General features: G+C 34.9%; 24 protein-coding genes. 11 read left to right on the top strand and 13 right to left on the bottom strand.

Annotated features, from left to right (window positions below; genetic code table 11):
- The first annotated feature begins 147 nt into the window (after nucleotides 1-147).
- A complete protein-coding gene (locus tag ACFIL7_RS05680; protein ID WP_375633638.1) occupies nucleotides 148-615 on the top strand; it encodes a hypothetical protein in 468 nt (155 codons plus the stop codon).
- Between the two features lie 21 nt (nucleotides 616-636).
- Here the strand turns inward: ACFIL7_RS05680 and ACFIL7_RS05685 are convergent, their stop codons facing one another.
- From ACFIL7_RS05685 to rho, 6 genes are all read right to left on the bottom strand, one after another.
- Nucleotides 637-1,533: a ParB/RepB/Spo0J family partition protein gene (locus ACFIL7_RS05685; protein ID WP_375612765.1), complete on the bottom strand. Its 897-nt coding sequence runs from the start codon at nucleotides 1,531-1,533 to the stop codon at nucleotides 637-639.
- 41 nt (nucleotides 1,534-1,574) lie between these two features.
- Nucleotides 1,575-2,372 (bottom strand): ParA family protein, encoded by a 798-nt coding sequence (locus ACFIL7_RS05690; RefSeq protein WP_273790170.1) that lies wholly within the window; start codon nucleotides 2,370-2,372, stop codon nucleotides 1,575-1,577.
- A gap of 6 nt (nucleotides 2,373-2,378) precedes the next feature.
- Nucleotides 2,379-3,026, bottom strand: a complete 648-nt coding sequence (gene rsmG / locus ACFIL7_RS05695) for a 16S rRNA (guanine(527)-N(7))-methyltransferase RsmG (RefSeq protein ID WP_375633639.1) — start codon at nucleotides 3,024-3,026, stop codon at nucleotides 2,379-2,381.
- Nucleotides 3,026-4,894 (bottom strand): tRNA uridine-5-carboxymethylaminomethyl(34) synthesis enzyme MnmG, encoded by a 1,869-nt coding sequence (mnmG, locus tag ACFIL7_RS05700; protein WP_375683433.1) that lies wholly within the window; start codon nucleotides 4,892-4,894, stop codon nucleotides 3,026-3,028. Before mnmG ends, rsmG begins: the two co-directional genes overlap by 1 nt.
- A gap of 106 nt (nucleotides 4,895-5,000) precedes the next feature.
- Entirely contained in the window at nucleotides 5,001-6,308 is a 1,308-nt protein-coding gene (gene mnmE, locus ACFIL7_RS05705) for a tRNA uridine-5-carboxymethylaminomethyl(34) synthesis GTPase MnmE (protein ID WP_375633957.1), read from the bottom strand.
- A gap of 34 nt (nucleotides 6,309-6,342) precedes the next feature.
- Nucleotides 6,343-7,608 (bottom strand): transcription termination factor Rho, encoded by a 1,266-nt coding sequence (gene rho / locus ACFIL7_RS05710; protein WP_015857121.1) that lies wholly within the window; start codon nucleotides 7,606-7,608, stop codon nucleotides 6,343-6,345.
- Nucleotides 7,609-8,160: 552 nt separating this feature from the next.
- Here rho and ACFIL7_RS05715 point away from each other — a divergent pair.
- From ACFIL7_RS05715 to polA, 6 genes are all read left to right on the top strand, one after another.
- Nucleotides 8,161-9,000, top strand: a complete 840-nt coding sequence (locus ACFIL7_RS05715; protein ID WP_375633959.1) for a pyruvate, water dikinase regulatory protein — start codon at nucleotides 8,161-8,163, stop codon at nucleotides 8,998-9,000.
- Complete coding sequence (locus ACFIL7_RS05720) at nucleotides 8,997-9,593, top strand: Maf family nucleotide pyrophosphatase (RefSeq protein ID WP_375633961.1); 597 nt, start codon at nucleotides 8,997-8,999, stop codon at nucleotides 9,591-9,593. Before ACFIL7_RS05715 ends, ACFIL7_RS05720 begins: the two co-directional genes overlap by 4 nt.
- On the top strand, nucleotides 9,586-10,458 hold the full coding sequence (locus ACFIL7_RS05725) for a shikimate dehydrogenase (protein ID WP_375629126.1): 873 nt from the start codon (nucleotides 9,586-9,588) through the stop codon (nucleotides 10,456-10,458). The genes ACFIL7_RS05720 and ACFIL7_RS05725 overlap by 8 nt, the downstream gene beginning before the upstream one ends.
- Nucleotides 10,455-11,042, top strand: a complete 588-nt coding sequence (gene coaE, locus ACFIL7_RS05730) for a dephospho-CoA kinase (protein ID WP_375683434.1) — start codon at nucleotides 10,455-10,457, stop codon at nucleotides 11,040-11,042. The genes ACFIL7_RS05725 and coaE overlap by 4 nt, the downstream gene beginning before the upstream one ends.
- Nucleotides 11,043-11,046: 4 nt before the next feature.
- Nucleotides 11,047-11,754: a DNA polymerase III subunit epsilon gene (gene dnaQ, locus ACFIL7_RS05735; protein ID WP_375662008.1), complete on the top strand. Its 708-nt coding sequence runs from the start codon at nucleotides 11,047-11,049 to the stop codon at nucleotides 11,752-11,754.
- A gap of 298 nt (nucleotides 11,755-12,052) precedes the next feature.
- The gene (polA, locus tag ACFIL7_RS05740; RefSeq protein ID WP_375683435.1) at nucleotides 12,053-14,980 is read left to right on the top strand and encodes a DNA polymerase I; all 2,928 of its coding nucleotides are present in this window, start codon (nucleotides 12,053-12,055) and stop codon (nucleotides 14,978-14,980) included.
- A gap of 5 nt (nucleotides 14,981-14,985) precedes the next feature.
- Here the strand turns inward: polA and ACFIL7_RS05745 are convergent, their stop codons facing one another.
- From ACFIL7_RS05745 to ihfB, 7 genes are all read right to left on the bottom strand, one after another.
- Nucleotides 14,986-15,849, bottom strand: a complete 864-nt coding sequence (locus ACFIL7_RS05745; RefSeq protein WP_375683436.1) for an endonuclease/exonuclease/phosphatase family protein — start codon at nucleotides 15,847-15,849, stop codon at nucleotides 14,986-14,988.
- 112 nt (nucleotides 15,850-15,961) lie between these two features.
- A complete protein-coding gene (locus ACFIL7_RS05750) occupies nucleotides 15,962-16,735 on the bottom strand; it encodes a Bax inhibitor-1/YccA family protein (protein WP_375654801.1) in 774 nt (257 codons plus the stop codon).
- 1,124 nt (nucleotides 16,736-17,859) lie between these two features.
- Nucleotides 17,860-18,363 (bottom strand): signal peptidase II, encoded by a 504-nt coding sequence (gene lspA, locus ACFIL7_RS05755; RefSeq protein ID WP_375683437.1) that lies wholly within the window; start codon nucleotides 18,361-18,363, stop codon nucleotides 17,860-17,862.
- Nucleotides 18,353-19,207, bottom strand: coding sequence for a TrmH family RNA methyltransferase (locus ACFIL7_RS05760; RefSeq protein ID WP_375662005.1), 855 nt, complete (start codon nucleotides 19,205-19,207; stop codon nucleotides 18,353-18,355). Before ACFIL7_RS05760 ends, lspA begins: the two co-directional genes overlap by 11 nt.
- Nucleotides 19,208-19,209: 2 nt before the next feature.
- Nucleotides 19,210-20,142, bottom strand: coding sequence for a class I SAM-dependent methyltransferase (locus tag ACFIL7_RS05765; protein WP_375633644.1), 933 nt, complete (start codon nucleotides 20,140-20,142; stop codon nucleotides 19,210-19,212).
- Nucleotides 20,143-20,313: 171 nt separating this feature from the next.
- Complete coding sequence (locus tag ACFIL7_RS05770; protein WP_375617461.1) at nucleotides 20,314-20,610, bottom strand: lipopolysaccharide assembly protein LapA domain-containing protein; 297 nt, start codon at nucleotides 20,608-20,610, stop codon at nucleotides 20,314-20,316.
- 7 nt (nucleotides 20,611-20,617) lie between these two features.
- On the bottom strand, nucleotides 20,618-20,896 hold the full coding sequence (gene ihfB / locus ACFIL7_RS05775) for an integration host factor subunit beta (protein WP_273790186.1): 279 nt from the start codon (nucleotides 20,894-20,896) through the stop codon (nucleotides 20,618-20,620).
- 183 nt (nucleotides 20,897-21,079) lie between these two features.
- Here ihfB and lptC point away from each other — a divergent pair, with 183 nt between their 5' ends.
- The 4 genes from lptC to ptsN all read left to right on the top strand — a co-directional run bounded on the left by lptC (nucleotide 21,080) and on the right by ptsN (nucleotide 24,577).
- Nucleotides 21,080-21,724 (top strand): LPS export ABC transporter periplasmic protein LptC, encoded by a 645-nt coding sequence (gene lptC / locus ACFIL7_RS05780; RefSeq protein WP_375633645.1) that lies wholly within the window; start codon nucleotides 21,080-21,082, stop codon nucleotides 21,722-21,724.
- A gap of 76 nt (nucleotides 21,725-21,800) precedes the next feature.
- Entirely contained in the window at nucleotides 21,801-22,400 is a 600-nt protein-coding gene (locus tag ACFIL7_RS05785; protein WP_375633646.1) for an LptA/OstA family protein, read from the top strand.
- A gap of 6 nt (nucleotides 22,401-22,406) precedes the next feature.
- Entirely contained in the window at nucleotides 22,407-23,201 is a 795-nt protein-coding gene (gene lptB, locus ACFIL7_RS05790; RefSeq protein ID WP_375633647.1) for an LPS export ABC transporter ATP-binding protein, read from the top strand.
- 911 nt (nucleotides 23,202-24,112) lie between these two features.
- Nucleotides 24,113-24,577, top strand: a complete 465-nt coding sequence (gene ptsN / locus ACFIL7_RS05795) for a PTS IIA-like nitrogen regulatory protein PtsN (RefSeq protein WP_375636394.1) — start codon at nucleotides 24,113-24,115, stop codon at nucleotides 24,575-24,577.
- Nucleotides 24,578-25,964: the final 1,387 nt, after the last annotated feature.

The following is a 25,964-nucleotide window of genomic DNA, read 5'->3' on the forward strand; positions in this document are numbered from 1 at the left end:
TGACACATTAAAAAATCACCGTGTTTTTATCATTCCTAATAATTGGGTTTATTTCGATTATATTTAACAAATGTTTTTATAAAAATAAAGAATAACAGACGAAAAAATATTTATTGAAATTCAAAAAAGAAAGGATAATTTTTAGTCATGTTTAAACTTCTATTGTGCTTTTTCTTCATTTTTCCTTTTGCATCATACGCTCAAGAAAAAAAACAAGAAATAGATGATCTTTCTTTTATACCGCCTTTCATTGCAAATTATCCCTTAACGGAAGATCTTCTTTTAAAGCTGGAAAAAATAAAAATAGAATGTAAAAATTTATCTTCAGAACCAGAACAAACAAATAAAAAAAGTGATTTCAATAATTATAATGATAATATTGAAAAATACGCTGCCTATATTTCTAATAATCCAAAACTTGTGAATATTTTAAAAGAAAATAATATAACACCGAAAGAGTTTGTTATTGCTCACCTAGCACTTCAAGCGACATTGTATGTACTTACTGATGAAGGAAATTCTACTTATGAAAAAAACTTTTTACCTCCAAGCAATATAGAATTTGCTAAAGAGCATATGTATAGAATAATAAAAATTTTAAAAGATAACTGTTAAAAAACTTTTTAGAACAATTGATTAACTTTGTAAACGCCGACAAATTTCATCTAATTGTTCTAATGAAGAGTAATGTATTTTTAAATCTCCACCTTTTTTACCATGTCGAATAATAACTTTCATTCCTATCACATCTGCAAGTAATTTTTCTAAAGATTTTGTTTCAGCATCTTTCTCCGTATTGGTACGCTTTTTAGTTTTAGGATTAGCTTGCTCATATGCAAGTATTTCTGTTTGACGTACTGAAAGCCCTTCACGAATAATTTTCTCAGCTAAATTTTGTGGATCATCAACGGTTATAAGACAACGTGCATGACCTGCAGAAAGTTGTCCATCAGTTAAGAATTGTTGTACTTTTTCTGGAAGTTTTAACAAACGAAGCGTATTTGCAACATGACTACGACTTTTTCCTATAACTTGCGCTAAATCTACTTGCGTATAATCATGTTCATTTAGAAGCATCTCATATCCCTTTGCTTCTTCGATAGGATTAAGATCTGCACGTTGAACATTTTCAATAATTGCCAATTCCAAAGCCGTTTTATCGTCCACATCACGAATAATAACGGGTAATTGACTTAAATTTGCACGTTGTGCTGCACGCCAGCGCCGTTCACCCGCAATCAATTCAAACCGATGAGGATGATCTCTTAAAGGCCTCACAATAACCGGTTGAACCACACCGTGTTGACGAATTGATTGTGTCAAATTATCAAGCTCTGTTTCAGTAAAATGACGCCGAGGATTGTGAGGATTACATGAAATAGATTCAATAGAAATAAATCGCTCAGAAAGACTACCGGATTCATTTAATTTATCAAAGCTTGATGAACGTGCAATATTGTTGTTTAAATTGATATCTCCAATCAATGCCGCTAATCCACGTCCTAGTCTTTTTTTTGATAGATCATCGTTCATAATTTTGCTCTTTGAGTTTTCTTACAAAAAATTTTACATTTTTAAGCAGCAGCACGTGCTTGTTTTTCACGTTGAATCATTTCTGATGCTAGACGCAAATAAGCTTGGCTCCCAGCACATTTAAGATCATAAAGCAATACAGGTTTGCCAAAAGAAGGCGCTTCTGATACTCTTACATTTCGTGGAATAACAGTACGATAAACTTTATCTCCCATAAAAGAACGTACATCTTCAACAACTTGATTTGAAAGGTTATTACGTCCATCATACATTGTTAGAACAATACCTTGGATCTCTAAAGATGGATTAAGTACGGATCGCACTTGTTTTACTGTTTCAAGTAATTGACTTAAACCTTCAAGTGCTAAAAATTCACACTGCATAGGCACTAAAACAGAATCCGCAGCCCCCATAGCATTAAGTGTTAAAAGATTAAGGGAGGGAGGACAATCAATTAAAATATAATTGAATTTTTTTTCCATTTCCGGATCATCATAGAGAGCTTTACGTAAGCGTTGTATGCGATCTTTTGATGAAGAAATTTCCATTTCCACACCTAAGAGATCAAGTGTAGAGGGAACTATATAAAGATTGGGTACGGCTGTTTTTAAAGCCGCCTGTGTAATTGAAACGCCCGAAACCAAAACATCATAAGAAGATAAAGGACGGCTATTACGATCAATCCCTAAACCTGTACTAGCATTACCTTGTGGATCAACATCCATAATAAGGACATTTTCACCAATAGCCGCTAAAGCTGTAGCAAGATTAATTGCTGTGGTTGTTTTTCCGACTCCACCCTTTTGGTTTGCAATAGCGATAATTCGTGTTTCGCTCATTTTGCTCTACCCTCTATATGATCGAATATGAGAAATTTCCAAAATAACAGAATTTTCATCAACTTTACTTTTATGTTTTAACAGATCAAAGTGCCAATTGGCAGAGGCATTTTTTATTTCTGTAGCGTAATCCCGACCTTTTTGCAAAAGAGCTATTGTTTTTTCTGTTAATAAAGGAAAAATGAGTTGTAAAAGAGTATCAAGCGGCGCTAATCCCCGTGCCGTTATAATATCAGATATGGGAATTTTTTGATATATATCTTCAATTCTAGCGTGATAAACCGTTGCTGGAAGATTAAGTTGAGCAATAACTGTTCGCAAAAAAGCAACTTTTTTCCCATTACTTTCAACAAGATTAATATGTGCTGTTTTCTTTTCTTTCAAAAAGATAGCAATCACAATTGCAGGAAAACCTCCTCCTGATCCTAAATCACACCAATGTAAAGAATGAGCATACAAAGGAAAAATTTGTGCTGAATCTAGAATATGTCGTGTCCATAGATCTGGTATAGTTGTAGCAGATATCAAATTAATATGTGCATTCCACTGAAGTATTAAAGACTCAAACTGAATTAAATTTTCCATCGTTTCACGTGAAACAGAAGGAACAATATTTAATAATTGTTGATATTTTTTTTCTGTAGAAAAATTCATTAAGCTGTTTTAGCCTTTTCACGTCGTTGACGTTGAATATGTGTAATAATAAGTGATAACGCGGCGGGTGTCATGCCATCAATTTTTTGTGCATCAGCAATTGAACGCGGCGACACTTCTTGAATTTTTGATTTAAGTTCATTTGAAAGACCTGAAATTGCCTGAACATCAAGAGAAGAAGGAATTTCTAAACGCTCATCTCTCTGAAGAGAGGCAATATCTTGTGCTTGTTTATCTAAATAAACCGCATATTGTGCTTCAATTTCTAAAGATTCTGCTGTTTTAGAATCAATTGTTTGTAATTGTGGCCAAAAATTTGAAAGACGCTCTAAGGTCATATGAGGATAAGCAAGAAAATCATAAGCCGAACGCCGAATTCCATCATGATTAACATGTAATCCATGAGCAGAAGCTTCATTGGGTGTTAAAAAAAGATTTTGACATATTGATCGTGCTTGATCAAGCCGTTGTTGTTTTTTCTGATAACATTCCCAACGTATTTTACTCACAATACCCCATTTTTGTGCCAAAGGTGTTAAACGCGTATCAGCATTATCAGATCGTAAAGATAAACGAAATTCAGCACGTGATGTAAACATCCTATAAGGTTCACAAACACCACGTGAAACCAAATCATCAATCATAACACCAATATAAGCAGTAGAACGACTTATAAGTATTTCATCTAATTTACCTACTTTACGTGCAGCATTTAATCCAGCTAAAAGTCCTTGTGCTGCTGCTTCCTCATATCCTGTTGTACCATTAATTTGGCCTGCTAAGAACAAACCCGGTAAAGAACGTAATTCTAAGTTTCTCGTTAATTGTTGTGGATTAACAAAATCATATTCAATAGCATAACCAGGTTGCAAAACTATAGAATTTTCCAATCCTTCAATGGTTTTCAATAGAGAAATTTGTACATCTTCAGGAAGAGAAGTAGAAAGACCATTTGGATAAACAGTATCATCATTTAATCCTTCTGGTTCCAGAAAGATCTGATGTCCATCACGTTCTCCAAATTTCACAATTTTATCTTCAACAGAAGGACAATAACGTGGTCCTAACCCTTCAATATTTCCAGAATATAAAGCAGAGCGATAAATATTCTCGCGAATAATTTGATGTGTTTTCTCATTTGTACGTGTTATTGCACATTCAATTTGTGGTTGTTCAATTTTCTCTGTTAAAAGAGAAAAGGATATGGGATTTTCATCTGCTTGTTGTTTTTGGAGAGCTTCCCAAGCAATTGTTTTTTTACTCAAACGAGCAGGGGTTCCTGTTTTTAATCGTCCAAGTTTTATATGATATTTTTTCAAATGTTCAGCAAGTTTTACACTTGACTGATCTCCCATACGACCAGCAGCCCATGTTTTATTACCAATATGAATAAAGCCATTTAAAAACGTACCTGTTGTTAAAACAACAGCACCAGAAAAAATTGTTCCTTGTTTTTTTAAAATAACACCTGATACACAATTATCTTTAACAACCAGATCAATAACTTCATCCTCAATAAGAGTAAGATTTTCTTGTTCTTTTAATAATTTTTGAATTGCTTTTTTATAAAGTTGTCTATCTGCCTGTGTTCGTGGTCCTCTTACTGCCGGTCCTTTACGTCTATTAAGTAGTCTAAACTGAATTCCAGCAGCATCTGCTGCTCTTCCCATAAGACCATCTAACGCATCTATTTCACGAACTAGATGCCCTTTTCCAAGTCCACCAATAGCAGGATTACACGACATTGTTCCCAGTGCTGATATTTTATGTGTAACAAGCGCTGTTTTGGCTCCTACACGTGCTGAAGCTGAAGCCGCTTCACAGCCAGCATGACCACCACCAACAATAACAACATCATATGATTGCATTTAATTCATTCCGTAGAAAATATTCTAAGGTTTCACGTGAAACAGGATATAAATTACATAATCTTTATAATCTGTCTATGAAATAATCAATGTTTCACGTGAATCATTATTTACCAACACAAAATTCTGAAAAAATAATATCAAGCAAATCTTCAACATCAATATCTCCTGTAATTTTCCCAAGAAAATCACTTGCACAACGGAGATGTTCTGCACGTAAACTGAGATCAAGAGAATGATAATTAAGAGAAAATTCAATCTCTTTAACAGCCTGCTTTAATAATTGAAGTTGCCTTTTACGTGCTGGAACAATATTTCCAATTTCAGAAGCACGATAATGACAAAATGATTCAAGTTCTTTTATAAAATAATCAAAATTTAAACCAGTTAATGCGGAAAATTGTATAGACCAACGCTGATCACTTTTTTCATAAAGATCAAGCTTATTGCCAACACACCATATTTCAGCCGATGTTTCTGGTAAATCAACTTGCGTAGGATTTCCTATATCATAAACCAAAATAACCAAATCAGCTTCCATAACATGCTGTTTAGCAACTTCTATTCCCATCTGTTCTATTTTATTTTCTGTTTTTCTAAAACCAGCAGTATCTGTTAAAAAAATAGGTAAACCACCAAGAATAATTCTCATTTCTAAGGCATCACGGGTTGTTCCTGCTTCTTCCGTTACAATAGCAACAGATCTTCCTGAAAGACGATTCATAATGCTTGATTTTCCAGAATTTGGAGCACCAGCAATAACAATTTTTAATCCATCACGTAAAATACTCGCACGTTCTCCTTCAGTAATATATTCCCGAATAGAAGTACAAAGATCATCAACATCTTTCCAAACTTTATCAGATATTGCGTTGGGAATATCTGCTTCATCAACAAAATCAAGTTCTGCCTCAATAAAAGCACGCGCCTTCATAAGCTTATGACGCCAATCACGATAAAGCGTCGTTAAATGTCCACTTGTACCCATAACAGCTAAACGCCGTTGGCTTTCCGTTTCTGCTTCTATTAAATCAGCAAGACCTTCTGCTTGAACAAGATCTAATTTTCCTTCCATAAAAGCACGACGTGAAAATTCACCTGCCTCTGCAATACGGCATCCAGAAAATGTCGACAATTCATCGAGAAAACGATTAACTACTGCTTTTCCTCCATGTAAATGGAATTCTGCACAATCTTCCCCCGTAAAACTATGAGGAGAAGGAAAAAAAACAGTTAAACCAGAATCTAAAAAACTACCATCACGAGCAGTAAGATTTCCATAATGCATAAAACGTGCTTTAGGTAAACGACCACAAAGCGTTTTAACTATATCCACAACATGAGGACCAGAAAGCCGAATGACTGCAACCCCTGAAGGTAACAATCCACTCGAAACAGCAAAGATTGTATCCACAGGTTTTATCCTAATAAAAACTTTAATAACTACTCTACGTATTCATTGAATCAAAAAATTCACTATTATTTTTTGTTTGCTTTAATTTATCAATCAAAAATTCAATTGCATCTGTTACATTCATAGATGCTAAAATACGACGAAGAACAAAAATTTTGTGTAAATCTTGTCGTTCTACCAGAAGTTCTTCTTTACGCGTTCCTGACTTTAAAATATCCATAGCAGGGAAAATACGTTTATCAGCAACTTTTCGATCAAGAACAATTTCCGAATTACCTGTTCCTTTAAATTCTTCAAAAATAACCTCATCCATACGACTTCCTGTATCAATCAAAGCCGTTGCAATAATAGTTAAAGATCCGCCTTCTTCAATATTACGTGCTGCACCAAAAAAACGTTTTGGACGCTGGAGGGCATTTGCATCCACACCACCTGTTAAAACTTTACCCGAAGAAGGAACAACTGTATTATATGCACGTCCAAGACGTGTAATAGAATCGAGAAGAATAACAACATCACGCCCATATTCAACGAGACGTTTGGCTTTTTCAATGACCATTTCTGCCACTTGTACGTGACGTATTGCTGGTTCATCAAAAGTAGAAGAAACCACTTCTCCTTTTACTGAACGCTGCATATCAGTAACTTCTTCTGGTCGTTCATCTATTAAAAGAACAATGAGATAGCATTCAGGATGATTAGTGGTAATAGAATGAGCAATATTTTGAAGTAAAACTGTTTTTCCCGTTCGAGGAGGAGCTACAATTAACCCTCTTTGTCCTTTTCCCAATGGAGATATCAAATCAATCACGCGTGATGACATATCTTTCTCTGTAGGATCTTGTATTTCCATTTGGAAACGTTCATTTGAATAAAGAGGAGTAAGATTATCAAAGTGGATTTTATAACGAATCTTTTCAGGTTTTTCGAAATTAATTGTATTAATTTTAAGGAGAGCAAAATAACGTTCTCCCTCTTTTGGACTGCGTATGGGTCCTTCAATTGTATCGCCTGTTTTTAAAGAAAACGACTGTATTTGTGCAGGTGAAAGATAAATATCATCAGGACCAGGAAGATAATTAGCATCAGCAGATCTCAAAAATCCAAATCCGTCTTGTAAAACTTCAACAACACCTTCTCCTATAATTTCAACGTCTTGTAGAGCAAGTTTTTTCAAGATAGCAAACATTAATTCTTGTTTGCGCATAAGGGAGGCATTTTCAACTTCTAATGTTTCAGCAAAAGAAACAAGCTCAACGGGATTTTTGCTTTTAAGTTCTTGTAGTTTCATTTTTTGCATGAAATATGCTCTTTGTAATTAAGGAGAAGATTGTTCTAAATAATTTATGGAAATTTATGAGTGAAATATTATTAAGAAAAAATATCCTACACTCAATTTTTTTAATCTGCAAGTACCATTTATATGAAATTTGTTCCTGTAATATTAAGTAATTATATGAAAAACTTGAAAAAATATAAAATCCAAATAGTATTTAATTATTTTAATAACAAAAATGTGAGTTAGAATTATAGCATTAATGAAATGCTATTCAAAAGTATTTTTTACAGAAATTTATATTAATAAATTTATATTAAAGAAAGGATTATTCTTATTTATAACTGTGTTTAGTGTGGATTATTATTTATCCTCAATTTTATCCACAAAAGGAACTGAAAAAAGAATAAAAATATCACTATCTTAAAGATATTATCCCCTCTTTTTTTATAAGAGGGATTAAATTATCACAAGCATTTAATTTGTGCATAAAAAAGGAGAATTTTTCATAAATTTTAGTTTTATAAAAAACGGTGAGGATATATACACATGTCTTAACAAGGAGTTAAAATTTTTGTGACAAAAGAAAAAAAATTCTTTCATTTACACATGCTTTCTGATGCAACAGGAGAAACATTAATTTCTGTTGGAAGAGCTGTAGCATCGCAATATGCAATGATTCAGGCAACAGAGCATATCTATCCTATGATTCGTAATAGAATACAGTTACAGAAAGCTCTTAATGAAATACAACAAGAGCCAGGTATTGTTCTTTACACAATGATTGATGAAGAATTTAAACTTCTCCTTCAAAAAAGGTGTAAAGAAATGAAAGTTCCCTGTATTGATATATTGCATCCTGTTTTAAATGCTTTTCAGTCTTACCTTGGAATGCCAACACATTTACGTGCGAGCGCACAACATGATCTTAATGCAGATTATTTTCGCCGTATTGAGGCACTGGATTTTACAATAGAGCATGACGATGGACAGTCTTCCAGTAGCTTATCCGAAGCAGATGTGATCCTTGTGGGAATTTCAAGAACCTCTAAAACGCCAACAAGTATCTATTTAGCAAATCGCGGAATAAAAACGGCTAATATTCCTCTTATTCCTAATATTGATTTGCCAGAATCCCTTTTAGAGGCAAAAAATTCTTTAATTATTGGTTTAATTGCTTCAGCTGAAAGAATCTCACATATCCGCCAAAATCGAGATTTGGGAGAAAGTTTTGCTCTTGATAATTATACAAATCGTATCAACATAGCTGAAGAATTAATCTATGCAAAACGCATTTGCGAACGTTTTGGTTGGCCTATTATTGATGTCACAAGACGTTCTATTGAAGAAACTGCTGCTGCAATATTTGAACTGTTATCACGATTTCGTGAAGGAAATGAGAGAAAATTCTCATGAACGCAGATACTTTAATATTAGCATCTCTTAGTTTTTATCGTGCAAAATTATTAAAAAAAGCAGGCTTAAATTTTTCCATTGAAGGAGCTTCTTTTGATGAAAGAGAAGTAGAAAAAAAAGCAAAAGAAAAAAAACCTAAAGAACTCAGCTGTTTTCTTGCGAGTGCAAAAGCAAAAAATGTTTCAGATCGTTTTCCTGATGCTTTCGTTATTGGTTGTGATCAAGTTCTTGATTTGGAAGGTCAAGTTTTTCACAAAGCAACAAATATTAAAGAAGCACATCAACGTTTATGTGAGTTATCAGGAAAAGCCCATTCTCTTCATAGTGCGGTAGCTTTATTTAAAAATGGTCAAAAAATTTGGGTTGAAGCTTTTAGTGCACATATGTCCGTCCGTTTACTCTCATCAGAATTTATTGAACGTTATTTAGCACGCGTAGGAAAAGATGTTTTAAACAGCGTGGGAGTATATCAAATTGAAGGAGAAGGAATTCATCTCTTTGAAAAAATTGAAGGAGATTTTTTTACCATTGTTGGTTTACCTTTGCTGCCTCTACTCATAAAACTGCGCCACTTAGGAATTATTGATGGTTGACTTAACAATAAAAAAAACAAATTATCCGCGTGCTTTTGTTGTTGGTTCTCCAATTCATCATTCAAAATCGCCAAGAATTCACAATTTTTGGCTTAAACAATATGGTTTACAAGGAGAATATCTTGCACAAGAAGTAACATCTGAAGAGTTCAGTCATTTTATTGCGTCTTTACAAAAAATAGGCTTTTGTGGAGGAAATGTTACTTTGCCTTATAAACAGGAAGCTTTTCGTTTAGCAGATTATAAAGATGAGAGAGCAACAATGATTGGTGCTGTTAATACACTTTGGTATGAAGGAGATAAGCTTTGTGCCACGAATAGTGATGCCTATGGTTTTAGCGCTAATCTTGATGATTTTGTATCTGATTGGGGAGGGGAAACAGCTCTTGTTTTTGGAGCAGGTGGTGCCGCACGCGCTATCATATATGCCTTAAAAAGACGCGGATTTGAACAGATTTATTTAATTAACCGTACAAAACAACGTGCTGATAATTTAGCTCAGCATTTTGGAAAAATCATTAAAGTTTACGATTGGCATAAAATCCATGAAATACTTCATCAAGCTGATTTGATTGTTAATACAACCTCTATTGGCATAAAAAGTCCAGAAGAAAAAAGTGATTCTTTTTTTTGCGATTTTCATAAAGCAAAAAAAACGGCATTAGTAACAGATATTATTTATACACCATTGATAACTCCTTTTTTACAACAGGCAAAGGCTTGTGATCTCAAGACGGTTGATGGACTTGGGATGCTTCTACATCAGGCTGTTATAGGGTTTGAACAGTGGTTCGGAATAAGACCACAGGTAACAAAAGCGTTACGGACAGCTATTTTAGAGGATATGAGTGAAAAAAGAGAATGAAGATCATAGGATTAACGGGATCAATTGCTATGGGAAAATCAACAGTTGCTGATTTTTTCAAGCAAGCGGGTATTTCTGTTTTTAGTGCTGATGAAGCAGTACAACAGCTTTATAAAAGTGAGCCAGCTTTGTCATTCATAGAGCGTATTTTTCCAGGTGTTGTTGAAAACGGTGAAGTTAATCGTTTGAAACTTTCTGAAATTTTGATTGATGATAAAGAAAAATTACAAACATTAGAAAAAATAATTCATCCTTTGGTGCAAGAAAAAGAAAGGGAATTTATTGATATAGCGCGTGAACAAGGGAAAAAATTAGTTATTCTTGATATTCCACTTTTGTTTGAAAAAAATGGTGAAAGTCGTTTGGATAGCGTTATTGTTGTTTCTGCTCCACCAGAAATACAAAAAGAACGTGTCATGATTCGCCAAGGTATGAATGAGAAAAAATTTGCCTTTATCAATGCTCAACAAATGCCAGATGAAAAAAAACGAGAACGTGCTGATTTTATTATTGATACAGGGAAAGATTTAGAAAATACCCGTCAACAGGTTTTTGATATGATAAAAAAATTGCTAAAGAATTAAAATCATGCGTGAAATTATTTTTGATACAGAAACAACAGGTTTAGATAAAGAGAAAGATCGCATAATCGAAATTGGTTGTGTAGAAATGGTTGATCGTTATCTCACAGGACGCCAATTTCATGTTTATTTAAACCCTGAAGGCGTTATTATTCCTGATGAAGTTGTAGCAATTCACGGATTAACCAATGAACGCTTGAAAAACGAGAAAAGTTTTAGTGATATTGTTGATGAATTTTTGGAATTTATCAAAGACGCGACAATGATTGCGCATAATGCGAGTTTTGATATTGGTTTTATTAATGCAGAATTAAAACGCGTCAACAAACCGCTTATCAGTGTTGATAATATTCTTGATACATTGGCTATGGCGCGGCGTAAATTTCCTATGGGTCCTAATTCTCTTGATATTTTATGCAAACGTTTTGGAATTGATAACAGCCATCGTGTTCTTCATGGTGCTTTGCTTGATGCAGAGATTCTAGCTGATGTTTATATTGAGCTCATCGGTGGAAAGCAAGGTGTATTGGGTTTTGATAACAGAAGGGGTATTGATGAACATATCCAGAACGATAAAGATACATCTTATGCCGTTAAAATTCGCCCACAGGTTTTACCTTCAAGATTGAGTACGCAAGAAAAAAAGTTACACGCTGATTTTATCTACAAAATGGGTGAAAAAGCTCTGTGGAAAAACTTCAAAATTCATGAATAACATCATCTTTTATCTAAAAGAGTCACGATTGAAATTAAAGGATATCGATGTCAAAAAAACGGTCGTTGTGGGGAGGGGAACACCACAACGACCCTGTCGCTACATCGTACCTCAGCTATCATAGGAGGAGCAAAATGAAAGCTATTAATCCTGTAACAGCAAAGAAAAGCTCTAGGTACTTAATATAAAGTGCAACGACTTCACGTCTTATGAAGAGAAAAAATGGCTTTTTAGAGGCAAAGTGAAAAAATATATAAGGGTAATTTGTTTTTTTAGCTGAAATGGAGAAAAAATTGTTATGAAAGCAACAGATCATCTTTTTTTGGTTGACGGATCAGGCTATATTTTTCGTGCTTATTATGCTTTGCCGCCTTTAAAACGTAAAAAGGATGGACTTCCTGTAGGAGCAGTAGCTGGTTTTTGCAATATGTTATGGAAATTACTTTGTGATGCTCGTAATACAGCTACGGGTGTCGTTCCAACACATTTTGCTGTTATTTTTGATTATTCATCTGATACTTTTCGGAAACAAATTTATCCTGAATATAAAGCGAATCGCGTTGAACCTCCTGAAGATCTAATTCCTCAATTCGCGCTAATACGCCAAGCAACGAAGGCTTTTAATTTGCCTTGTATTGAAAAGGAAGGCTTTGAAGCGGATGATTTAATTGCTACCTATGCAAAGTTGGCAACAACGGTTGGGGCAAAAACAACCATTATTTCTTCTGATAAGGATCTTATGCAACTCGTAAATACGCATGTATCTTTGTATGATGGAATGAAAGATAAGCATATAGGTATCTCAGAAGTTATAGAAAAATGGGGTGTTGCGCCTGAAAAAATGATTGATTTACAAGCATTAATTGGAGATTCAACGGATAATGTACCGGGTATTCCAGGCATTGGTCCAAAAACTGCAGCTCAGTTGTTAAATGAATTTGGTTCTCTTGATCTTTTATTGCAAAACGTAACAGAAATTAAACAAACAAAACGACGTGAAAACATTCAAGCTTATAGAGAACAAGTTAAAATATCTCGTGAACTTGTCAGGCTTAAAACAGATGTTCCTATAGATAATGATTTAGATGATTTTATTTTGGAGCCACAAGATGGTCCACGTTTAATTGCTTTTTTGAAAGCGATGGAGTTTTCAACATTAACGCGTCGCGTGGCAGAGGCAACGACATGCGATGCAGCTGTTATTGACGCACTTGATATAGATGTTGAATGGAAAAAACTAAGCCCCAGGAATGATTCTGATATCAGGCATGATTCTTATATCAAGAATACTGAGCGCGCATCTCTTCATAATTTTTCTGAAAATTCTCCACAAGTTTTTGCACAAAAACGTAAAGATCAAGCGCTGACTCAAAAAATTACAAGAGATGCTTATACAACAATTCTTGATGAGGAAATTTTAAAAGACTGGTTATCACAAGCACAAGAGCAGGGTTTTTTCGCTTTTGATACTAAAACAACATCTCTTGATCCGATGCAAGCAAAGCTTGTTGGTTTTTCACTCGCATTACAGCCGGAAAAAGCAGCTTATATACCTCTTGAACATTTTGATGAAGGAGAAGAGGACCTTTTGAGGGGCGGGCGCATTACCTCACAGATTGAGGCCCAAAAAGCTTTAGCACTTTTAAAACCGATATTAGAAGATTCAGCGGTGTTAAAAATTGGTCATAATATAAAATATGATTGGTTGGTGATGAAGCAATACGACATTATGATAAGCTCTTTTGACGACATCATGCTTTTATCATATGCTTTTGATGCTGGAATGTTAACCCATAATATGGATGATTTGTCTGAACGTTGGCTTGAGCATAAACCAATTGTCTATAAAGATTTAACGCATAACGGGAAAAAAAATACTTCTTTTGCACAAGTAGATTTAAAACAAGCAACCCTTTATGCGGCGGAAGATGCTGATATAAAGCTACGTCTTTGGCAAGTATTGAAACCGCAACTTGTTGCTCGTGGAATGACAAAAATTTATGAACGTCTTGATCGGCCTCTTGTAGAAGTTCTTGCAAGAATGGAAGAACGGGGGATTCTTATTGATAGGCAGATTTTATTGCGTCTTTCAGGAGAGTTAGCACAAGCTGCTTTGATTCTAGAAGAGGAAATTTACAAACAAGCTGATGAAAAGTTTAATCTTGCTTCGCCAAAGCAATTAGGGGATATCCTTTTTGGCAAAATGGGATTGCCTGGAGGCGCTAAAACTAAGGGTGGACAATGGTCAACTTCTGCACGGACCTTAGAAGAGTTGGCTGCTGAAGGTCATATTTTACCGCGTAAAATTATTGAGTGGCGTCAACTTTCAAAGCTAAAATCTACCTATACAGATGCCTTGCCTTCTTATATTTTTTCAAAAACAGGGCGAGTTCATACAAATTATTCTTTGGCAATAACATCAACAGGTCGGTTATCATCATCAGAGCCAAATTTGCAAAATATTCCAGTGCGAACTGCTGAAGGACGTAAAATTCGAACAGCTTTTATTGCTCCCAAAGGACATGTGTTACTTTCTGCTGATTATAGTCAGATTGAGTTGCGCATTCTTGCACATATTGCGGATATAAAAGCATTAAAAGAAGCTTTTGCTAAAGGGCATGATATTCACGCTATAACGGCATCACAAATGTTTGGTGTTGCGATAGAAGGAATGCATTCAGATATACGACGGCGTGCAAAAGCGATTAATTTTGGTATTATTTATGGTATTTCAGCTTTTGGACTAGCCAATCAATTGGGAATTTCACGCCAAGAAGCGGGTCGTTATATTCAACTGTATTTTGAAAGATTTCCAGGAATTAAAGATTATATGGAGAAGACCAAAATCTTTGCACGTGAAAATGGTTATGTAGAAACAATTTTTGGACGTCGTATCCATTATCCAGAGATAAAAGCAAAGAATGTAAAAATTCGTTCTCTTAATGAGCGGGCGGCTATCAATGCTCCAATTCAAGGTTCTGCAGCAGATATTATTCGCCGCGCTATGATACATATGGGAGATGCTTTAAAAGAAGAAAAACTATCAGCAAAAATGTTGCTGCAAGTTCATGATGAACTGATTTTTGAAGTACCAGAAGAAGAAAGTAAAAAAACCATGACTGTTGTTAAAAATGTTATGGAAAATGCTACAATACCGGTTCTATCTTTATCTGTACCGCTTGAAGTAAAAGTTATGACGGCTCAAAATTGGGATGAGGCACATTAATTTTTTTATTTATTTTTAAGAATATTGATTGCGTTGGAAAGATTAAGATAGGCTTTGATAGGCAAATGATCTGAAGCAATGCGTGCAAGTGGTGAATAATGATTTTCAATACTTGTTACCAATTGGTGGGGAAAAGAAAAAACTCTATCAAGGGCTAACAAAGGAAAACGAGAGGGAAAGCTTGGTACAACTTCAAAAGTGCTATCAAAATAGGGAGAAAAATGATTTAAAGATGAGCCTTTTCCCATTCGCCATTCATTAAAATCTCCTATGAGGAGTGTAGGCATAAGGGGGCGTTTTTGGAAAATTTCAAGGAGCATTTTTGTTTGTTGTTTACGAGAGTAACGTAATAAGCCAAAATGAGCCGCAATAATACGAATAGGGCCTGCTGCCATTTCCAACTCTACAATTACAGCCCCACGTGGTTCAATACTAGGAAGAGTGACTTGTAAAGTATCACGTACATATCCCTTTTGCAAAAAAAGAGCATTCCCATGCCAACCATGGCCATGAGGTGACGTAGTATTAAGAGGTACAGGAATCAAACCGGTTTCAGCTTTTAATAGCTGAAGATTAATCAAACCGATGCGTTCCCCAAAACGTTTATCTGCTTCTTGAAGAGCAAGGATATCAACTTGTAATTCAGTAATAACACGGACAATTCTTGTAGGATTAAAAACTTTATCAACACCTACACATTTATGCACATTATAGGAAGCAACGGTCAGATCATAATTACTATTTTGATTGACGATGTTTGATTGATGATGAGAGCGGCTGTGAGTTGTATTTAAAAGGGAGCTATGGAGTTTTTGTTGGATAAAACCGGTAAACCAAGGGAATTTTTGCTTATAAGGGATTTTTGTCATTTTGCGAAAAGAATAGTTTCTAAGAAGCAGAGGGTAAAGATTTACACTAAAAACAAAAGAACCTTGTCTCTTTTAGAAACAAGGTTCTTTAATTAAGTAATGATTTTTGCAATCAATCACGGTTTGAGCCAAGAAACTGTAGCAAGAAGACAAACATATTGATGAAATCAAGATAAAGATTCAGCGCGCCCATAATAACTTTACGTCCTCTGGTATCGCTTTCATCTCCTTCATAATACATCAACTTAATGCTCTGGGTATCGTAGGCTGTTAAACCAGCAAAGATAAAAACACCAATCACAGAGATAGCAAACTGCAAAGCGCTTGATCCAAGAAAAATGTTCACAATCATGGAAAGCAACAAGCCGATCAATCCAATGAATAAGAATGAACCGATTGCTGTGAGATCACGCTTTGTTGTGTATCCATAAAGTGAAAGAGCTCCAAAAGTTGCGGCGGAAATGACAAAGGTTTGCACAACACTTTCTGTCGTATAGCGCAAAACGATTGAAGACAGTGAAAGACCAACCAGAGCAGCATAACCAAAAAAGAGGCTACGAGCAGCATTTGTGCTCAATGTATTAATTTTAAAACTGAGGAATAAAACTGCTATGAGTGGTGCAAACATAACAATGTAAGAGAATGGCGATGTATAAAATGTTACTCCAAATGATGTTAAATAAACACTGCTATTGATTTGAGCTGCTGCTTGGTTCATATCTGTTGTCGTTGCTAATGATACAATTACATAAGCGGCAGCAGCTGTAATAAGCAAACCAATGGCCATTGTATTATAGACACCCAACATATAGTCGCGCAATCCCTGATCAATTGATGCATCGGCGTGAGAAGTAGGCGCCGAACGTAAATTTTTAAAATTAGCCATAATATAAAATCCTTTAGCATATGTTCTGTCAGGTATAGGGCTTTAAAGGTGTCTCTGTCATTACACAGATAAGCTTGGTATAAGCCTTAATTGGGCAAATACAAAAACCCTTAAGAATCACTGACAGAATTCCAGCATATATGCTCTTATTATGGAGATTTATTTAAAAATTACAAGAGATTTATATGAAGAAGGAACCTTACAAATTGGTAAGGAAATAGTTCATTTTAATAAAAAATATTTCCATTTTTTGCCATATTTTTGCAAAATAAAAAGACTACACTTAGAAACTTTTCTATTATGCACAGAAACTATGTAATACAATCCCTTATAAAATATTCACTATTTTTGCGTTTATGAGAAGAGCGGCAAGTATCATCACACTATTTTCAACCTCCAATATTGCATCTGTTTTGCACGGTTATAAGAGCTATTGAATTGGATTTTTATATAATATATTGATGTATAATGATAAATTGTCTTTTTGAATGCTAAATGATACTCCGAATATCGCAAGATTCTCTGGTTGAAAATCTGTTCATATTAAATCAATCAAGATTATTGACTTGCTTGTGTCTTACAAGAGACATGGTTTTAATGGATTCAACATGAACAGATTCCAAATAAAAGAGATTTAGGATAGTAAGGGCTTTTATTCAATATGAAAAACGGTAATTTATATTTATAATCAATATGTTGCTTTAACAATACACCATTGAAAATAGTTGAAAAAATGTTTTTTATTAAACAATATATAAAATAAAAAAGGAGAGTTTTTAAACGAAGCACTTAAGAAAGGCTCTGTAAAAGCGATATCTGTAAAAACTAAAAAACATACGAAAAGCAATTGTTCTAATCAAATAAACAGAACTTCAAATGCTGTGAAGTGTCTCCTCAAAAATTGTGATGTAGGACACATGGATAAAAAATATTGATTCTATTTGGGTTCATTTCTTTTGCACTAACTAAGTGTAGAAATGTAAAGTTGGAAAGAAAGTAAGATCTTATAGTCCCATGAAGAGAAACACGTGAAATGACGAGCAACAAGAATTGATTAAGAGAAATCAATGCGTAATCAGACTTGTGATGGTCAATAATCTCTGTTTTCTAAGGCACTGAACATATCAATGAGAAGATGTACTATTGGAATGACGCCTTGCTTTCATCCAAGTACGCAATTCTTCAATAAGGATGGCAATAACACCGAGAGTGATAAAACTATCTGCAAGGTTGAAAATAGCAAAATAAAAAATATCATCAATATGAAAAAGTATATAATCAGTGACATGATGAAAGCGCATACGATCAATGAGATTGCCAATGGCTCCCCCAATAATAAGAATAAGACCAAAGCGCATTAAAGACTTATTATATTCAGTATTTTTCCATAACCATAGAAGAAAGATAATCACAATGATCGTGATGGCGATGATTCCCCACTGAGAAAAGGAAGAAAAAAACGAAAATGCAATGCCAGAATTGCGCACATGATAAAGGGAAAGAAAAGGAATAAGCGAAATTTCTGTTCCTAAAGGCATATTGTGCATAACCCAATATTTGACAGCTTGATCAAGTACTACTGTAAAAGCCAAGCCCAAGAGAAGAAAAGGGAGTGATTTACGAATCATGTTTTTCCTCACATGGTTCCAGTATTAAATAGGGGCGACGGATTTCATAAAGCATAACAGCTGTTGCTACAGCTAGATTAAGCGAGTCTGCTCGTCCGCTTTGTGGAATACGCGTAAGTTTATCACACCGATTCGTAAGAAGATCTGATAATCCCTGTTTTTCATTTCCCATTAAAAGGATAATAGGGCCATTTTTGAAGTCAAGTGTGCGATAATCCAGAGAACCTTTGAGGTGTGTTCCAACAATCATACCTTTAAAGTGAGAAGACCAGTTTAAAAAGCCGTTTTCATCAAAACGATAAAGTGGTACAGAGAAAATAGATCCCATGGTTGCACGGACTGTTTCAGGCGAGAAAGGGTCTGTTGTCTCGCCAATTAAAATAACACCTTTAGCACCTACAGCATCAGCTGTTCGAATAATGGTACCAAGGTTTCCAGGATCACGTACACGATCAAGCGCGATGTAAACATCTTTAATCTGCCCTTTTATCATTCCAAAAGAGTGCCATTTTTGCTTGAAAATACCAATAACTGTTTGTGGATTATCGCGTCGGGTAAGTGATTCCATAACCTTTTGTGAGGCTTTAATAACAAAACCACCGTTGGCTACAGCACGTGCGGCAGTATTTTCGATAGTAGCATTACCGATTTCACTTTTAGAAAAAATAAGCGTCTGTATTGTCCAGCCAAGATTGAGAGCATCAATGACCAATTTCAATCCTTCTGCCATGAAAAGACCTTCTCTATTACGGTTTTTCTTTTGGCTAAGTGCTTTAAGATTTTTTATGATGGGGTTGCTAAGAGAGGTAATTTCTTTCACTCTACCAGTTTTGGGTCTACACATATTCAAGCAATCCAACGGCTAAAAAGAGAAGTAGAAAGAGCACGTCCTGCAACTTCTTCACGCAAAATGAGTTCTCCTGATTCGACCGTACCACCAAGATTTACAAATGCATCACGCATTAAAGCATGAAGTGCAAAGAAGGAAGCACGAATAGAATAAGCCGTAAGGACAACAGAGAGCGGTTTATCAGAGAGAAGTTTACGACAATTTGTGATCATAGCGGGTAAATGATCAAACAGTTGCCAAATTTCACCATGGGGTCCACGCCCATAAGCAGGGGGATCAAGAAGAATCATATCATAGCTTTTCTTACGACGCAGTTCACGCTCGACAAATTTCATAGCATCATCGCAAATCCAGCGAATAGAATGATCTGGTAATCCTGCTCTTTCTTGATTAGCTTTTGCCCACGCAATGGCTTTTTTAGAAGCATCAACATGGGTAACATTCGCACCTGCTCGTGCTCCAATCAAAGAGGCAATACCTGTATAGCCAAAAAGATTCAACAATTTTATAGGGCGTTCGGCTTTAACAATTTGTTCTTCCATAGAGCGCCAATGGGCATCTTGTTCAGGAAAAACCCCCACATGACGAAAGGAAGTAAAACGGCCTAGAAAAGACAATCCATTCCAAGCAAGAGCCCATGTTTCATCAAGTGGCTTTTTAGGAAAATGCCAACGCCCAACCCCTTCTTCATCAAGGTTTCCTGTGAAAATAGCATCAACATCAGCCCATTTTTTTTGTGGTAAAGCGGGTTTCCATAGTGCTTGACCTTCTGGTCGAATAATGCGGTAAGCTCCATAACGTTCTAATTTTTGTCCATGACCAGAATCAATGAGAGCATAGTTTTCGCTTATACCCGTTTCTAAAATAAGGGGCAGCTTTTCCTGCGGATATCTATTGTTATGGGAGAATTGAAAGCATTGTGCGGGCATGTTTTGTATCACGGTATATGAGGTATAAAAATATATTATAAAACTCTTAAATGTTTCGTAAAAGTGCAAAAAAGCTAAAGTCAATTAAAACATGTATAAAAAAGAAAAAGAGCACTTTTAACTCTGTACTGAATATAGAATACAGAGAGAAAAGATTTCATTTAAATACCATTACACCAGATTTGTGATAGATGTTTTCAATTTTTCAATCTCGGCTTTACTTTTTTTGAGAGCTTTTTTGTATTTGTGGTAGGAAAACCAACTGATCAGATTTCCTAATAAAATACCAAAAACAAAGAAAATAAAGAGCCATATAAAGAGGGGAGCATGATAAGTAAAACTTTCAGGATTTGCTCGAAAAGGATCAAGGGTTAACGGAACCATTTGACGATTAGCCACGATAAAAACAATCAAAACCGCTGCGAGAATCACACCGATACTTGTTAGAAGAATACGTTTAATTATCATAAGTTTCTCACTGATTAAGACGGTCGCGTAAATCCTTGCCAGTTTTAAAAAAAGGAATCCACTTTTCTTCAACAGAAACGGCTTCACCTGTTCGTGGATTACGTCCATTACGGGCTGAACGGCTTTTTACAGAAAAAGCTCCAAATCCACGAAGTTCAACGCGATTGCCATTTGCAAGTGCTGTTGCAATTTCCTCAAAAATAGCATTTACAATATTCTCCACATCCCGTTGAAAAAGATGCGGGTTATGACGAGCGATAATTTGCACAAGCTCTGATTTTACCACAATAGCCTCACTTTCACACAAAAAAATTTTGTAATTGTGCACTCCATGCATATTACAATATATAAACGGATAAAAGCAAAATAAAATCAAGAAAAAACAAATTGCAAGAAACAAAATTTGAAAATACCTTCTATAAAGGGTATACAGATTAAAAATGCGGAGGATTTAAGAGATCAGGAGAGTATGTCCGTACACAATCATTATAAAGCCTTTTCAACGCAATCATCTTTTGGAGATGTTTTAAAAAAAGCATCTCGTCATTCGCGTCGCATTAGCATATTAAAAATTTTTTTACCTCTCTTAGCGTTGATTTCAGCGCTGGTTTTTTGCTGGTTGACGTTTTTCTTGGTTCCCGTTACTTCTGATTCTATGCCTTTGAATAATGGAGAAAGTGGCGTGATGAATTTGACGATGCTCAATCCAAAATTAGAAGGGTATACGCGTGCTCATGAACCTTATTGGCTTAAAGCAGAAAAGGCATTTCAAGACCATACCCACGCTGGAATGATTGGGTTGCAAAACATTACAGCTAGAGCATTTATGGGCCAACAAAGACAGGTTTTTCTTTCAGCACAAGGGGGGGGTTACGATAACATTAATGGTTTTTTACAGTTGGATAAGCCATTCACGATTACGACAAATGATGGGATGATGGTACAATTTATGTCAGCTAGTATTAACTTATCCGAGGGACAGTTAAAAACAGATCAACGTGTTAATATTCAGCAAGCCGGTTTGAATCTTGCCGCAAACGCCTTACAAATTCGAGAAAAAGGAAAAAACATATATTTCCATGGTGGTGTGCATTTAGTGCTTCAAAAGCAATAACGCAATATCAATACAAATCTTTAAAGGATATTTATAAAGAGAAGTATGTGTATATACAAACAGAAGAATTGAAATAATGAAATCGTACAAAAGATGGATAGGTGTGATGTTGGCTTTTAGCATGGGAATGTTAGGAGAAGGAGCAGTTTTAGGATATGCTGAAGTGGCCCATTTTGGAATAAGTCTATCAAGCGATAAAGAACCGGTAGAACTTCATGCAGATTCTTTGGAAATACGTGATAAAGAAGGGATAGCGCTTTTTAAGGGTGACGTTTCAGTGGTACAAGGTGAACGTCTTTTAAGAACGGCAGAATTAGTTGTTTACTACGATAAAGCATATAAAGAAATTGATAAAAACAGGAAAGATACAAAGGCATCATCTGTTTCTTTATTTGGTTCGTCGAGTATACAAAAAATGGAAGCTTTAGGAAAAGTTTATATAAAAATTGCTACGCAAGTTGCTACGGGTGATAAAGGCGTTTTTGATGGAAAGTCAAAAATGATGAGTTTGACAGGGAATCATGTTGTGTTAACTGATGGTGACAATGTGGCAACGGGGTGCAAACTAACGGCAAATATGGAAAGCGGAAAGGCTTTTTTAGAAGGTTGTGAGACGCCTAAGAAAAAAGGCCGTGTTTCTATTATTTTAAAACAAAATCAAAAGAATGGCCATTAAGATTTCATGTTTGGAATCAAAAGAAAAAAACAGACCGATAGGTATAATCTTGAAAGTGAAGCTTCAAAAAATCCCTTAAAAGGGACCTTGATTGCCAGTAATTTGATTAAAGTTTATCGAGGAAGACGAACTGTTAATGGTGTTTCTTTTGGCATTCGTACGGGAGAAGCCGTTGGCATTTTAGGGCCCAATGGGGCAGGTAAAACAACTTGTTTTTATATGGTGACAGGGCTTATAAAATCTGATGGAGGATCCATTAAAATTGATGGATTTGATATTACGCATCTTCCGATGTATCGACGTGCGCGTTTAGGTATTGGATATCTTCCACAGGAAGCGTCTATTTTTCGTGGTCTTTCAGTAGAAAATAACATTAAAGCTGTTTTAGAGGTCGTTGAAAAAGATCGCCTTAAACAACGTGAAGAGTTAGATAGCCTTTTACATGAATTTAAAATTGATCATTTACGTAAAATGTCTGCACTTTCGTTATCTGGAGGTGAACGTCGGCGACTTGAAATTGCGCGCGCTTTAGCTTCTCGTCCCCATTTTATGTTACTTGATGAACCATTTGCAGGAATTGATCCTATCGCTATTTTCGATATTCAACAACTTATTCGTCATTTAACGAGGCGTGGCATTGGTATTTTAATAACGGATCATAATGTGCGTGAGACATTAGGGCTTGTCGATCGCGCTTATATTATTCATACAGGGCGGGTGTTAGTTCACGGTTGTCCTAACGATATTATCAACAACGTTGATGTACGCAGAATTTATTTGGGAAATCAGTTTTCTCTTTGATTTTACAGCTTTCACGAGTTTCCATTTAAGTTTAACCAAACATTATTACTGAAAATCTCCTTATTTATGCCAAAACTTCTTTTATGACTATAACCTTAATGTTGTTATTGAGTGGTGAAAAAGGCTTCATCATTAGAGGTTAGTCTGTTGTTTTATAAGTTTAGCTTACTCATAATTGTATCATAGAAAAGATATCACTAGATTAACGTGATAATGAGTGATAAACGAAGCGCTCAATAAATGCGTGTGTTATTGAAAGGTAAGAGATATTTATCATATTTTTCTCTGTCGAATCAAATCATATATCGATGATGCTGTTTTAGGTATTTTGATGGGAGCACCGGTTTATATATTGCGGTTATTCAATAGGAGTTGTCGTATTTTATTGGTTTATATGGCCTATTTGAAAATAGGAGCTTGGCTACAGATATCAGGCTAAATCTATAAATCTTTTAAAATAATCATTAAATTTCTAAAAATCTTTATATTCTTGTTATAAGTCGATGTTCAAGCTATACAGTAATTTTCAAAGTAAAGGTCCATTTTGCTCAGTATGCTTTTCATCTTAATTTAAGGGCTCATTTTTAAAGAAAGAAAAACTCTGATGGCGGATTATACATCAACTCTTATGACAAGTTTAATAAATTTATGAATAATGGCCTTTTCTAGAGTCGTAAGGAAATTAACTTTATGAACAACTTCATTTCTTTGGTTTCTTATGCCGTTAATGATGATCCGAATAATATTTATTGTTGTTTTAGAAGTGATATGAGATGTATTGAGCCATCACCCATTATAAATTGAAAAGTAAAAACACATGCGATGTTGCGAAAAGTGAAAGAACATTAAGTATCTATAGCGTTTATAGGTTTATTGATGAGCATTTTAGCGTGTAAGAGGAAAATTAAAGTATGAATTTGAGTGAGTTAATAGCACCGGAAGCGATCATTCCGGCTCTTAATGCTAATTCGAAAAAACAGGTTCTGCAAATTTTAGCCGAAAAAGCTTCCAAGCTAACAGGTCTTAGTGAGCATGTGATTTTTGATGTTGTTTTACAACGCGAGAAGCTTGGTTCAACGGGTTTGGGTGGAGGTATTGCGATTCCTCATGGAAAATTACCTGATATTAATCGGATCATTGGTATATTTGCACGTCTTGAAAGTCCTGTTGATTTTGAAGCTCTTGACGACGAACCTATAGATCTCGTTTTTCTCCTTTTAGCACCTGAAAATGCTGGTGCAGATCACTTAAAAGCTTTATCACAGATCGCACGTGTTTTGCGTCACACTGATGTTGTACAAAAGTTGCGCAGTACGCATAATGCCAATGCGCTTTATTCTTTATTGATTCAGACTTCAGAATCAAATGCAGCTTAAAAGTTATTATGAGCGTATAAATTGCGAGGTATGCACTACAGAGCGTAGGAAATAATATAATTTGCATCTTAAGACTAATAACAAAAGGTTATGTCATGAGATTTAAGAAAATCACTTCTAAGTGACCTTCTTTTTAAAGAGCAAGCAACAAAAACGAAGGGCTTGTCCTTTCTTGTTCTCGTATATTAAAGCATCTAATTATTATGTTCGTGGATTCTTTTATCCTGTTATACTGTAAAAACACTATCATTTGAGATATGGTGAGATAAATTCTGTAAGTCTTCTTAATATATTAAGTGCTTTAGAGTGCGTGGTAAATATTTTTAAGCAGGACTTGTCTGTAGAGCCTTTAGTTAAGTGAATCACATGAGTGGGAAGAAAAGAGGAGACCGCTCGACAAGAATCCAAACTTTTTCAGTCCAGATTGGATTAAGAATCTTCGTCCTTTGAAAGCGGGAAAGAAATCAACAGAAAAGTTTATTTGTGCATTGAATTTTTTTGTAAGTTGAGTTTGAGTGTTTAGGGATAATATTTTAATGCTCAAGAAGAAATAAGAGATATATTGTATCTTCAGTATAGCAAGATATTGATTTTAAATATAATTCACTATTTCGCATGTTGGATGAGAGATCCGAATATTGTAAAATTCTCTCATTCCAAACTTGTTTATGTTGAATCAATCAAAACCATTTCCTTGCACGTTGTAAACGGAATTAGCGTGTGGATAAAAACTGTACAAGAAAGGGGTAAAAATGCTTCCTATGAATCGTCTCAAGTATCGAGAGTTGTAGCAGAACATTGGGAGCTGGAAAATAGTGTTATGGTGCCAGCTTTCTTCTTCACAAGTGGAGAGATCAACTATTTTATAGATATGATTTAGATGTCTGCTGTTGTATAGAGCTCATGCTAAAGAACAATTTTGTACGGTAAGAATGAAAATTATACCTTTAGGTTGGGTGAAAGAGTTTTTATGCATAGGAAGATTTATTTAAGTGTCTTTAATTGATTAAAATATTGTTTAAAAAACGGTAATGTTAGAACTGCTATAGAAAAAAGTTTTATATTTCTTTTTATAAATTACTTAGAAATAAGATAAGGAGACTTTCCCAAAGAATTCTTAAGAAGTTTTTTATAACAGAAAGAAAAATATCGTCTAATACATTAAAATAATACGATTAAGCTATTATAAGCTACTAAAATCATTTTAGAAATTAATAATTGGATATGAAATATATAAGGAAATAAGATCAAAAGAAACAAAGTTGTATGTGATTATTGAGATAGAATCTAAATTCTTTATGTTTTATTATTAATATCTTGATAATATTTTATTATTTTTACAAGGTCTTTTGAAGATTGAGAAAAAGTGTTATCGGGACGATATTGA

Origin of the sequence: Bartonella sp. AP3QHHD (assembly GCF_042195765.1) — a bacterium.
In the GTDB taxonomy this organism is placed as follows: Bacteria; Pseudomonadota; Alphaproteobacteria; order Rhizobiales; family Rhizobiaceae; genus Bartonella.

Excerpts from the sequence above, each read along its gene's own strand:
- ACFIL7_RS05690 (WP_273790170.1), bottom strand. The coding sequence starts at position 2,372 with ATGAGCGAAACACGAATTATCGCTATTGCAAACCAAAAGGGTGGAGTC.
- ACFIL7_RS05770 (WP_375617461.1), bottom strand. The coding sequence starts at position 20,610 with ATGATAATTAAACGTATTCTTCTAACAAGTATCGGTGTGATTCTCGCA.
- rho (WP_015857121.1), bottom strand. The coding sequence starts at position 7,608 with ATGCAAAAAATGAAACTACAAGAACTTAAAAGCAAAAATCCCGTTGAG.
- dnaQ (WP_375662008.1), top strand. The coding sequence starts at position 11,047 with ATGCGTGAAATTATTTTTGATACAGAAACAACAGGTTTAGATAAAGAG.
- ACFIL7_RS05760 (WP_375662005.1), bottom strand. The coding sequence starts at position 19,207 with ATGTGTAGACCCAAAACTGGTAGAGTGAAAGAAATTACCTCTCTTAGC.
- rsmG (WP_375633639.1), bottom strand. The coding sequence starts at position 3,026 with ATGAATTTTTCTACAGAAAAAAAATATCAACAATTATTAAATATTGTT.
- ACFIL7_RS05725 (WP_375629126.1), top strand. The coding sequence starts at position 9,586 with ATGGTTGACTTAACAATAAAAAAAACAAATTATCCGCGTGCTTTTGTT.
- ACFIL7_RS05765 (WP_375633644.1), bottom strand. The coding sequence starts at position 20,142 with ATGCCCGCACAATGCTTTCAATTCTCCCATAACAATAGATATCCGCAG.
- ACFIL7_RS05785 (WP_375633646.1), top strand. The coding sequence starts at position 21,801 with ATGAAATCGTACAAAAGATGGATAGGTGTGATGTTGGCTTTTAGCATG.
- mnmG (WP_375683433.1), bottom strand. The coding sequence starts at position 4,894 with ATGCAATCATATGATGTTGTTATTGTTGGTGGTGGTCATGCTGGCTGT.
- ACFIL7_RS05685 (WP_375612765.1), bottom strand. The coding sequence starts at position 1,533 with ATGAACGATGATCTATCAAAAAAAAGACTAGGACGTGGATTAGCGGCA.
- lptC (WP_375633645.1), top strand. The coding sequence starts at position 21,080 with ATGTCCGTACACAATCATTATAAAGCCTTTTCAACGCAATCATCTTTT.
- ACFIL7_RS05680 (WP_375633638.1), top strand. The coding sequence starts at position 148 with ATGTTTAAACTTCTATTGTGCTTTTTCTTCATTTTTCCTTTTGCATCA.
- polA (WP_375683435.1), top strand. The coding sequence starts at position 12,053 with ATGAAAGCAACAGATCATCTTTTTTTGGTTGACGGATCAGGCTATATT.
- ACFIL7_RS05750 (WP_375654801.1), bottom strand. The coding sequence starts at position 16,735 with ATGGCTAATTTTAAAAATTTACGTTCGGCGCCTACTTCTCACGCCGAT.
- ACFIL7_RS05745 (WP_375683436.1), bottom strand. The coding sequence starts at position 15,849 with ATGACAAAAATCCCTTATAAGCAAAAATTCCCTTGGTTTACCGGTTTT.
- ptsN (WP_375636394.1), top strand. The coding sequence starts at position 24,113 with ATGAATTTGAGTGAGTTAATAGCACCGGAAGCGATCATTCCGGCTCTT.
- coaE (WP_375683434.1), top strand. The coding sequence starts at position 10,455 with ATGAAGATCATAGGATTAACGGGATCAATTGCTATGGGAAAATCAACA.
- lspA (WP_375683437.1), bottom strand. The coding sequence starts at position 18,363 with ATGATTCGTAAATCACTCCCTTTTCTTCTCTTGGGCTTGGCTTTTACA.
- lptB (WP_375633647.1), top strand. The coding sequence starts at position 22,407 with ATGTTTGGAATCAAAAGAAAAAAACAGACCGATAGGTATAATCTTGAA.
- ACFIL7_RS05720 (WP_375633961.1), top strand. The coding sequence starts at position 8,997 with ATGAACGCAGATACTTTAATATTAGCATCTCTTAGTTTTTATCGTGCA.